This window comes from Paenibacillus sp. FSL R7-277 (genome assembly GCF_000517965.1).
Classification (GTDB): domain Bacteria; phylum Bacillota; class Bacilli; order Paenibacillales; family Paenibacillaceae; genus Paenibacillus_AQ; species Paenibacillus_AQ silagei.
The window spans coordinates 1-223 of sequence record NZ_ASPX01000096.1; the positions used below are offsets into that span (position 1 = coordinate 1).

Annotated in this window: 1 protein-coding gene; it reads right to left on the minus strand. The window is 54.7% G+C overall.

The genetic code is table 11. The features are described from left to right. A partial coding sequence (locus tag C173_RS27070) for an IS256 family transposase (protein ID WP_036728406.1) occupies window positions 1-223 on the minus strand: 223 nt, incomplete at both ends.

Here is a 223-nt window from a genome sequence, read left to right on the forward strand (position 1 = left end):
CTCCTCGTCAATTCCCATCGCAAAGTAGACCACTTCACCACGAACCGTGCCCCGTTTCAGCTTCACGTACAGCCCATCCAAGTAGATGACGGAGTACCGTTTGCTCAGTGGCCGCTTTTGCCACTGGTGGATATCGTCTAGCACCGTAGCCGTAATATTGCTGACCGTGGTGGGGGAGTAGTGGCTGCCAAACATACTTTCAATGAACCGGGCCACATCCCGC